Annotated in this window: 11 protein-coding genes; 6 read left to right on the top strand and 5 right to left on the bottom strand. The window is 34.3% G+C overall.

The window, feature by feature from the left end; all coding sequences use genetic code 11:
- Positions 1-52: 52 nt before the first annotated feature.
- From trpA to M2098_RS04795, 5 genes are all read right to left on the bottom strand, one after another.
- Positions 53-772 carry a tryptophan synthase subunit alpha gene (gene trpA, locus M2098_RS04775; protein WP_280682017.1) on the bottom strand — a complete coding sequence of 240 codons (720 nt, stop codon included), beginning with the start codon at positions 770-772 and terminating at the stop codon, positions 53-55.
- Positions 765-1,952 carry a tryptophan synthase subunit beta gene (trpB, locus tag M2098_RS04780; RefSeq protein ID WP_280682019.1) on the bottom strand — a complete coding sequence of 396 codons (1,188 nt, stop codon included), beginning with the start codon at positions 1,950-1,952 and terminating at the stop codon, positions 765-767. Before trpB ends, trpA begins: the two co-directional genes overlap by 8 nt.
- Positions 1,953-2,538: 586 nt before the next feature.
- Entirely contained in the window at positions 2,539-2,967 is a 429-nt protein-coding gene (locus M2098_RS04785) for a helix-turn-helix transcriptional regulator (protein ID WP_280682021.1), read from the bottom strand.
- 191 nt (positions 2,968-3,158) lie between these two features.
- The gene (locus tag M2098_RS04790) at positions 3,159-3,386 is read right to left on the bottom strand and encodes a YtxH domain-containing protein (RefSeq protein WP_280682023.1); all 228 of its coding nucleotides are present in this window, start codon (positions 3,384-3,386) and stop codon (positions 3,159-3,161) included.
- A 101-nt stretch (positions 3,387-3,487) separates the two neighbouring features.
- Positions 3,488-4,246: a tyrosine-protein phosphatase gene (locus tag M2098_RS04795; protein ID WP_280682025.1), complete on the bottom strand. Its 759-nt coding sequence runs from the start codon at positions 4,244-4,246 to the stop codon at positions 3,488-3,490.
- Between the two features lie 172 nt (positions 4,247-4,418).
- Here M2098_RS04795 and M2098_RS04800 point away from each other — a divergent pair, with 172 nt between their 5' ends.
- The 6 genes from M2098_RS04800 (at position 4,419) to M2098_RS04825 (ending at position 9,917) form a co-directional block, all read left to right on the top strand.
- Entirely contained in the window at positions 4,419-4,967 is a 549-nt protein-coding gene (locus M2098_RS04800; RefSeq protein WP_280682026.1) for a hypothetical protein, read from the top strand.
- 68 nt (positions 4,968-5,035) lie between these two features.
- Positions 5,036-5,857 (top strand): phosphatase PAP2 family protein, encoded by an 822-nt coding sequence (locus M2098_RS04805; RefSeq protein ID WP_280682027.1) that lies wholly within the window; start codon positions 5,036-5,038, stop codon positions 5,855-5,857.
- On the top strand, positions 5,854-6,171 hold the full coding sequence (locus M2098_RS04810) for a nucleotide pyrophosphohydrolase (RefSeq protein WP_280682028.1): 318 nt from the start codon (positions 5,854-5,856) through the stop codon (positions 6,169-6,171). The genes M2098_RS04805 and M2098_RS04810 overlap by 4 nt, the downstream gene beginning before the upstream one ends.
- A complete protein-coding gene (locus M2098_RS04815) occupies positions 6,161-7,843 on the top strand; it encodes a DNA/RNA helicase domain-containing protein (RefSeq protein ID WP_280682029.1) in 1,683 nt (560 codons plus the stop codon). Before M2098_RS04810 ends, M2098_RS04815 begins: the two co-directional genes overlap by 11 nt.
- Before the next feature lie 344 nt (positions 7,844-8,187).
- Positions 8,188-9,000, top strand: a complete 813-nt coding sequence (locus tag M2098_RS04820) for a transketolase (RefSeq protein ID WP_280682031.1) — start codon at positions 8,188-8,190, stop codon at positions 8,998-9,000.
- Entirely contained in the window at positions 9,000-9,917 is a 918-nt protein-coding gene (locus M2098_RS04825) for a transketolase family protein (RefSeq protein ID WP_280682033.1), read from the top strand. Before M2098_RS04820 ends, M2098_RS04825 begins: the two co-directional genes overlap by 1 nt.
- Positions 9,918-10,203 lie beyond the last annotated feature (286 nt).

The following is a 10,203-nucleotide window of genomic DNA, read 5'->3' on the forward strand; positions in this document are numbered from 1 at the left end:
AACATTTTTATTCTTTGCACAAAGCAGCCATGTTAAACACAGCTGCTTTGTTTTATTTAGATACTACTAGTTTTTGTACATATGTAAATATTTGTTTATCCATATCTTTCTCATGTTTTTCACATATCTCAACGATTGGTGTATCAATCACGATTCCATTCACATGACTCGAAGATGTTCGACTTTGATCATTGTAGCCAATAATCACTGGAATCTCACTAACTTCACGAACTTGTTGAATCGTAGATGATATATCATGACCTACAACATATAAGCAACCACTTGCCTTACTAACGATATCCGTAATTCGTTTATCACTAGAAGAAGAGATCATCAATATTTGTGTGACATCGTACTGTTTGCAATACAAAGAAATCTCATCACATTCTTCAAAAGGAATATCTGGAATAATCAATCCGTCAACTCCACTTTCCTGGCATTGTTTAAAAAATGCATCATATCCATAGATATACACCGGATTTGCATATGTTTGTAAAATCAGTGGTATCTTACTTTGTTTGCGCACTTCATTAACAATCACAAACATGTCCTTAGTTGTAATTCCACTACTCAAAGCACGCATACTTGCTTTTTGAATGACTGGACCTTCTGCTACAGGATCCGAAAATGGTGCTCCGATAATCACCATACTAGCTCCTGCTTCACTAAGTGCAAGTATGTGATTTACACTTGCTTGGATACCTCCATCACCACCTGTAATATATCCAACTATCGAATTCTTGCTTTGCAATGCATTTGTAATTTTATTCATGTAGATCAATCCCCCTGTAGCGTGCAATCGCTGCAACATCTTTATCTCCTCGCCCGGATACATTCACAATTATGCAATCCTCTTTTGACAATGTTTGTGCATACTTTATTGCATATGCAATCGCATGACTACTTTCGATTGCTGGGATAATCCCTTCAATCTTTGATAGATAATGAAATGCATCAACTGCTTCATCATCGGTAATTGGTACATACGTAGCCCGTCCAATATCATGCAAATGGGCATGTTCAGGCCCTACACCTGGATAATCCAATCCTGCCGAAATAGAGTATACTGGGGCAATTTGTCCAGTTTCATCCTGACAGAAATAACTTTTCATTCCATGGAAAATTCCTTTTGGTGCATTTGATGACACGGTTGCTGCATGTAATTTCGTATTAACTCCCTTTCCTGCACCTTCACAACCAATTAGTTTTACATCCTCATCTTCAATAAAATGATAGAAACTTCCAATCGCATTACTCCCTCCACCAATACATGCAATTACTGCTTTGGGTAGTTTTCCTTCTTTTTCTAAAATTTGTGCTTTCATTTCCTTGGAAATAATTGCTTGAAAGTCACGCACCATCATAGGAAATGGATGAGGTCCCATCACACTTCCAAGTACATAATGTGTATCTTCCATCCGACTTGCCCACTCACGCATGGTTTCATTTACTGCATCTTTTAGTGTTTTTGTACCTGAAGTTACTGCATGTACTTTTGCTCCTAATAGTTCCATACGATACACATTGAGTGCTTGACGAATTGTATCCTCTTCACCCATAAAAATCTCGCATTCCATTCCCATAAGCGCAGCCGCTGTTGCTGTAGCAACCCCATGTTGACCTGCTCCTGTTTCAGCAATCACTCTTGTTTTTCCCATCTTTTTAGCAAGTAAAACTTGTCCAAGAACATTATTAATCTTATGCGATCCTGTATGATTTAAATCTTCACGCTTTAGATAGATTTTTGCACCACCAAGATCTTCACTCATGCGTTTTGCCTCATACAGCAAACTTGGTCTACCTGCATACTCATTGAGTAGTGTTGTTAGTTCTTGTTGGAACGTATCATCATGTTTTACTTTCTCATAAAAATCTGTAAGTTTATGAATTTCATCCATTAGCACTTCTGGAATATACTGTCCTCCGTGTTCTCCAAATCTTCCTTCTTTCATTTTGCATACCTCTTACTTTCTCGTATCATTTCTATTTGTATTTGTGTCATATATTTCTCCTAATTGAATGTTAATCAAACCGTTACATCTTTAAAAAGTGCATGTCATTAACCATTCACCAACTACATCTTGATACATTGAAATTCATAATATTCTCCTTAATCGACAAAAAACCGTCCCTGACAAAAAATCTTGTCAAGGACGGTTATACCGCGGTGCCACCTTGTTTCATGTTTTATAAAAAAACATGCGCTTTATAAGATGCTATCACATCTCTTGCTACTCACGTAAGCATTCACGTCAGAAGCTACTAAGCATCTTTGCTTTTCACTTTGCCCTCTGTGGTCCATTTGCTAGGCTGCGTTCTGCTTGTTTCCACCATCCAAGCTCTCTAGTAGTGCACACGTTAACGTTATCTCCACTTCATCGGTTTGATTGCATGAATAATAGCATTAATCAAAACACAAAGTCAATATAAAATATAAAACAAATTGTAATGTATCGATTCATCTTCTCGAAAAATATATGTATTTCCATGATTGGAACAACTGGTTATTGTCCTCAAAACAACAGTATATATTGCAAATTAATCATCTATAATTACTGTTTCTTCAGTTATTATTTGCTGTTTATTTTGATCAGTATCACTAATGTATTGTGCACTAAAAAACACCATCATAAAAACATACAGTAAAACAATTACTGCAAGTGTAATACCAACAACTTTCCATATGCGACGTGAGCGTCTATTTTTTATTGCGAGTTGTTCATTTATTCTAGATAGTTGTATTGCTATATCATCCGTAGACTTTTCATTATTAACTGGTGCACCTAATAATTCACTAACTGACACATCCAATATTTCAGCAAGACGAATTAATGTATCTGCATCTGGCACAGACAAGTTTTTCTCCCATTTTGAAATTGTTTGTCTAACTACATGAAGTCTGCTTGCTAATTCCTCTTGCGAAAAACCATTTTGCTTTCTCAGGTTTTTTAGATTCTCACTAAACATAATACGTTACACTCCTTTGTTTTGATGAATCAAAAGTACCACGATACGTATTATGAGACAAGCAACGCAAATTAACATGAACAAAATGATCCATAAAAACACAACTCTATTGTTACTAAACATTGATTTATTCTACTGATTTCAAAAGAAAAAGGAGTAGCTCTACTCCCTTTGGGCAATGATATTTACCACTATTTCTTGAATTTATCTTTCAATTCATCGATTTTGTCTTCAGCTGCATCTTTAACATCTCCAGCTTTATCTGCAACATCTTCACCGAAAGATTTTGCTTTATCTGCAACATCTTCGCCAGTATCTTTTACTTTTTCAGCTGCTTCTTTTGCTTTGTCAGAAACATCTTTTCCAAAGTCTTCAGCTTTGTCTTTTAATTCATCTAATTTGTTTTTTAAGTCTGCCATAAATATTTCCTCCTAAATTTATCCCTGGTCTTTTGACCTCATATTTAGTCTAACATGTATATTTATGGTTTCAATCGAGACGCTCAAACAATACTAACGTATTAATCGACTAGATACATATTTTTCAGTATTTGACGTTCTTGATTCGTTACGTGTAATGCATCTGTGATGTATTGATCAAATGAACCAAACTTCTTATCTGCTTCATCATATGCCGCTTCTAAGAAATCTGCACTAACTGACATAAGTGTTAAAAAGCGTTCTACTTCAACATCAGATTTTCCTGCTTCACGTAGTTTTTGTGCCATTTGTTCGTTTGCCTCTCTACGTCCTTCAATGGTTTTTAAATAATCTGTGAAGATATCTTCTTTTGATACACCAAGAATTGTTAGGATAATCGCTGCCCCAATTCCAGTACGATCTTTTCCTGCTTGGCAGTGAAACAATACAGATCCTTCATCTTGTTTAAGCAATACGTCAATGAACTTACGATATTGCTTTTGTGCAAATGTATCCACAATTAATTGGCGATACAATCCTTGCATCAAACCATGTGAATCATTTGTATTCATTTGATCCATTAAATTTTGTTGGGATGTTGTTTTAACATCTTTCTCCATGATATTGATATGGTATTCACTTACTCCAGATAATACATCATCTGGATTTTTTGCAATTTCATCATCCCCACGAAAATCTACAATTGCTTTTAGTTTATATGTATCTAACAATTCTTTTTGCTCATTTTCTGGAAGTTCATATAGTACTCCACTTCTCAACAAACGATGCTTTGCGACACGTTTTCCATCAATTGTTTTGATATCCCCTAAATCTCTAAAATTTACTAATTTACTAAACATAATCTACCTCTCTGTTATTCAAATATTGTAACACATAACTATTTTTTTGATTTTTTGATTTCTTAAAAGTGAAACCGCTTACTTCATTTTTCTTAGTAAATCGTATTGTGTTCAAGTAAAAATACCGATATAATGTGTCAAGACACTTATATTTACAGAAGGAGAATATATTATGAATTCATCATCAAAAGCAATTCAAAAAATGGTTATATCAGCAATGCTAATTGCTGTAGGAATTGTGATTCCTATGTTTTCACCAATTAAAGTTGTAATTGAGCCAGCTTCATTTACATTAGCTAGTCATGTTGCCATCATGATTGGAATGTTTATTTCACCAGGAGTTACTGTTGCGGTCGCTATTGGTACAACAATTGGTTTCTTACTTGGCGGATTTCCAATTACCGTTGTTGCTAGAGCAGGTTCACACATCGTCTTTGCCTTACTAGGTGCTGTATATTTTGCTAAAAAACCAGAAGCTTTATACAACCCTACAAAATGTGTACTAGCATTCTTTGTATTATCATTAATTCATGCAATTTGTGAAGTAATTGTTGTACTTCCATTCTACTTAAATGGACAACCTGTCGATAACTTCTACTATGTTGTATTTGGTTTAGTTGGTGTAGGAACAGTGGTTCACTCAATGGTGGATTTCTTTATTGCAAGAGCTGTATATCAACTGATTCCACAAGCTAAAACTACACGCACAAAAATTGCGTAAATCATATCCCACATAGGTGGGATTTTTTTATTTATGTATCACAACTCGAAATCATGTATAATACATTTATGAAACAAACATTACAAATCATGTTCAAGGAATATAAACTACAAATCTTTGTCTTTCTAGTGTTACTAAGTATCTTCACAGTTTTTGATCAACAATTGTGTACACTGCTTTATCACCCGGGAAATATCTATGGTGCTTTCTTTGAGAAGTTCACTTACTTGCCTGGTTGCTACCTACTATTTCTAAGCACTACGATACTTTATGTACACTACTTCAAGACCAATAATAAAAAGTTTCAATATCTAACCATGCTTATGTGTACAGTATCCTTTTTCATTACTAGTTACTATTTCTATGAGGCACTTGCAGGTATTGGCATGGTATTACATATCATCATATCTTTGTGTATCATCTTTGCCTGTATCAAATGGAGGCAATTAGATGCATATGTCAAAACTGCTTGGATTGTTATTTTCACGATACTTGCTGCTTTGCTCACAGTTGAACTCTTTAAGATGCTATGGGGTCGTGTTCGTCCATATGCAAATTTAGATAACTCAAATTATTACACACCTTGGTTCGAATTAAACTTCAATGATTTTAAGACCTATTTTGAAAATAGTGATACTACAAAATCATTTCCTTCAGGTCACAGTAATTGGGCAACATTAACATTATGCTATTCATTCTATTTCAAGAAACATCAAAAAACAGCAATTACAACATCTGTTATCTATATATTACTTGTAACAACTTCAAGAGTAATGTATGGAATGCATCATCCTAGTGATGTACTTTGCGGGTGTGCAATTGCTTACACCTATTACTCTATTGCGAAACAAAAAGTGAAACACTTTAAACAAACGGAGGTATCCATATGAATGAAATCATGGAAAGACTAAGAAAATTCAATCAGGATCGAGATTGGGATCAATATCATCAACCAGCTAACTTAGCAAAATCTATTGTGATTGAAAGTGCTGAATTACTTGAATGTTTTCAATGGGACAATGATAACTTCAATAAACAACATGTTGCTGAAGAACTTGCAGATGTTCTATGCTATGCATTTCAATTGGCAGATAGTTTAAATATGAACATTACAGAAATCATGAATGATAAAATAGATAAAAATGCAATTAAATATCCAATCGAAAAAGCGAAAGGTAGTTCGAAGAAGTACAATGAGCTCTAGTAAGATAAAAGTAAATCAATATGCGTTTACAATGGATTCCGTAAATGCATTAACAAATAATGCATTTATGAAAAACTGGCCAATTGTATATGTATTAAATGATGAACATAATGTGTATATTGGTGAAACTTCCAATGCAATTACACGTATGCAGACACATTTAAAAAGTGATGATAAAAACTACCTAAAGCAAATGAATATTATTACAGATGAAGAATTTCATAAATCGGCGACACTGCATTTAGAATCCTTGCTTATTGAATACATGAGTGCAGATACTCATTTTGACACAATCATCAATGGAAATACTGGACAAAGTCATATGTATTTTCAAAAAGATCATTACGCTCATAAATTCGAGGAATTATGGAGTATCCTTAAAAAGAAACACTTGGTAAATGAACGCATTGACCAAATTCGCAACAAAGATTTATTCAAATTCTCACCATACAAGTCATTAACAGAAGATCAATTTGGTACTGTGGATGTTATTTTGCAAGACTTAGCTCAACGCACCAAGCATCATGAACATCAAACGTATCTTATTCAAGGAGAAGCAGGAACTGGGAAAACGGTTCTAGCGATTTATTTAGTTAAACTACTTACCGATTTATTTGCTGATCGTTTATCACTTGAAGGATTTGCAAGCGAAGAAGTTGATGCACTTACAACGCTTAAACAAGAAAACAGGTTACTCAAAGTTGGTTTTGTTGTACCTATGTCATCCTTACGTAGAACTATTCGTAATGTATTTAAAGACATTCAAGGATTACAAGCAAATATGGTAATTACACCATCACAAGCAACCAAAGAGAATTTTGATATTCTAATCGTTGATGAAGCACATCGTTTAAAACGAAGAAAAAACCTAACGGGTTATGGTGCCTTCGATGCAACAAATAAACGTTTAGGTTTAGATGAAAATGGAACTGAACTTGACTGGATTATGAAATCTTCAAAATATCAAATTCTGTTTTATGATAAGAATCAATCGGTTCGTCCAACGGATGTTCGACACGATGAATTCAAGAAAATTATAAATAGAGAAGATCATTTAGATCTCTTCTTATTCTCACAAATGCGCGTAATTGGTGGCGATGTTTATGTTAAATACATCAAAGATATCTTCAACAACAACCATCCAAAACCAAAAGAATTTGATGGTTATGATGTTTGTCTATTTGATGATATTGACATCATGATTCAAGCAATCAAATCCAAGAATGAAGAACTTGGACTTTGTCGTGCGGTTAGTGGATATGCATGGGATTGGGTAAGCAAAAAAGATCAATCCAAACATGATATTACAATTGATAACCACTCATATATATGGAACACTGTAAATGAGGATTGGGTAAATTCAAAAAACTCCATCAATGAAATTGGTTGTATACATACAATTCAAGGATATGATTTAAACTATGCTGCAATCATTCTTGGAGAAGATATTAAATACGATCCTGTTCTTCAAAAAATCTATACAGATAAGCAAAACTTTTATGACAAAAAAGCAAAAGCTGGTGTGACTTCTGATAAGGAAATTGGATCGTACATCATAAATGCTTACATAACAATGTTAACACGTGGAATCCGTGGAACGTATCTGTATGTATGTGATAAGAATTTACGTGAATATCTTGCTATGTTCTTTCCAACACATATAAACAAATAAAGTCACAGTCTCCAACATTGTATGACTCTCAAGTTGTACGATAGGGACTGTTTTTTTGTCTCGATTTTGTTTGTAAAAATTAATCACTCATTATTAAAGCAAAACAGTATTAAATACAGCACATTCAATGATCATTTTACAGTTATCATCTAAGTACTTCTTTGTTTACAAAACGACCATAACTACATATTTTATGATTACTTAAAATTCTTTTCTTACTTATTTTCTACTATAAAATTCATAACCAAAACAAATAATCATAAAACTAACATATTGTTCATGTATATTGATGAATCGTATGCGCATGAATGTTAAAATAGGAAAGGACAAAGAGGAGGACTAGCATGAGTTTAAAAGAACACGCAACAAACGTTCGTAAGAACATCATTGACATGGTCTATGCAGCACAATCAGGACACCCAGGTGGTTCATTAAGTGGTGCAGACATCATTACTTACTTGTATTTCGATGAAATGAATATCAATACTGATAATGCTTCATCAAACAATCGTGATCGTTTTGTCTTAAGTAAAGGACATGCTTCACCATTGTTATATGGAATTTTAATGGAGAAAGGTATTATTTCTACAGATTTAATTCCAACATTCAGACAAGTAGATTCAAAACTACAAGGACACCCAAACATGAATTATGTAGAAGGTGTAGATATGTCTACTGGATCATTGGGACAAGGGATCTCATGTGCAGTGGGAATGGCAATTGCTAATAAAGTAGATAACTCACCAAATCGAGTATATGCAATGCTTGGAGATGGTGAATGTGAAGAAGGTCAAGTATGGGAAGCAGCTATGGCAGCAGCACACTATAAACTTGATAATCTATGTGCAGTTGTAGACTTTAACGGACTACAAATCGATGGAAACATTACAGATGTTATGAATCCAACACCAATTGATGAAAAATTTGCGGCATTCGGATGGAATGTTGTACACATTGACGGACATGATTTTGATGACATTCGTCGTGGGTTTGATGAAGCAAGAAATTGCAAAGGAAAACCAACCATGATTCTAGCCAAAACCACAAAAGGGAAATGTGTAAGTTTCATGGAAGGTGACTATGGATGGCATGGTGTTGCACCAAATAAGGAGCAATACGAAGCAGCAATGGAATGTTTACGTGGAGGTAGTAAGTAATGGCAAAAGTAGCAACAAGAGAAGCATACGGAAAAACCTTAGCGAAGTTAATCGTTGAGAAAGATAATGTTATCGTACTAGATGCAGACTTAACGAAAAGTACAAAAACAATTGATGCAAAAAATGCAAGAGCTGACCATCACTTCAACATGGGGATTGCTGAAGGAAATATGATGAGTGTAGCAGCAGGACTTGCAGCAAGTAATAAAGTTGTATACGCATCTAGTTTTGCAATGTTTGCAGCAGGAAGAGCATTCGAACAAATTCGTAACTCTATCTGTTATCCAAACCTAAATGTAAAAGTATGTGCAACACATGCAGGATTAACCGTTGGAGAAGATGGAGCAAGTCACCAAAGTGTCGAAGATTTAGCACTTATGCGTGCAATTCCAAATATGAAAGTATTCCAACCATGTGATGATATTGAAACTGCAGCAATTATCAATGCGGTATATGATATAGATGGACCATGTTATGTAAGACTTGGACGTTCTGGAGTCGAAAGAGTAAACAATGAAGACTATACATTTGAACTTGGAAAAGGAGTCATCCTCAATAAGGGAGAAAAAGTTGCCATTGTAGCTACAGGAATGATGGTGCAAGAAGCATTATCGGCAAAAGACTTATATGAAGGAAACCCGACAATCGTCAATATGCCTACCATCAAACCAATTGATACAGACTTATTAATTGATCTAGCAAAAACACATGATGTAATTGTGACAATTGAAGAACACAGTATCATTGGCGGACTTGGAGGAGCAGTTGTAGAAGCCTTAGCAGAACACAACCTATGTCCAGTTATTCGTATGGGAGTTAATGACACATTTGGAGAATCAGGAAAACCTGCAGATCTATTAAAAAAATACGGACTTGATAGTCAAGCTATCGCAAACAAAGTGAATACATATTTATAGTTTATCCACTTTATTTGATGTGGTCCAAAAAATTACACACAAAGATGGAAAATACACAGTTGAAACAGTTAATGACTTAACATTAATTGAAAAAGGATAAACTACTGAACAATTTAAAACAAAAGAAGTTAGTTTCTCGGACGGTGTAAAAATTTTTGTGTAAAGTATCCTCCCTTGGTAGAATGAAAATAACTACCAAAGGAGGATTTTTAATATGAGTAAGAAAGATATCATTAAAATGATAAGAGAAGAATATGGTGTAACTACACCAAATGATGTAACGAAT

This window comes from Breznakia sp. PFB1-19, from assembly GCF_029893935.1.
Taxonomy (GTDB): Bacteria; Bacillota_I; Bacilli_A; order Erysipelotrichales; family Erysipelotrichaceae; genus Breznakia; species Breznakia blatticola.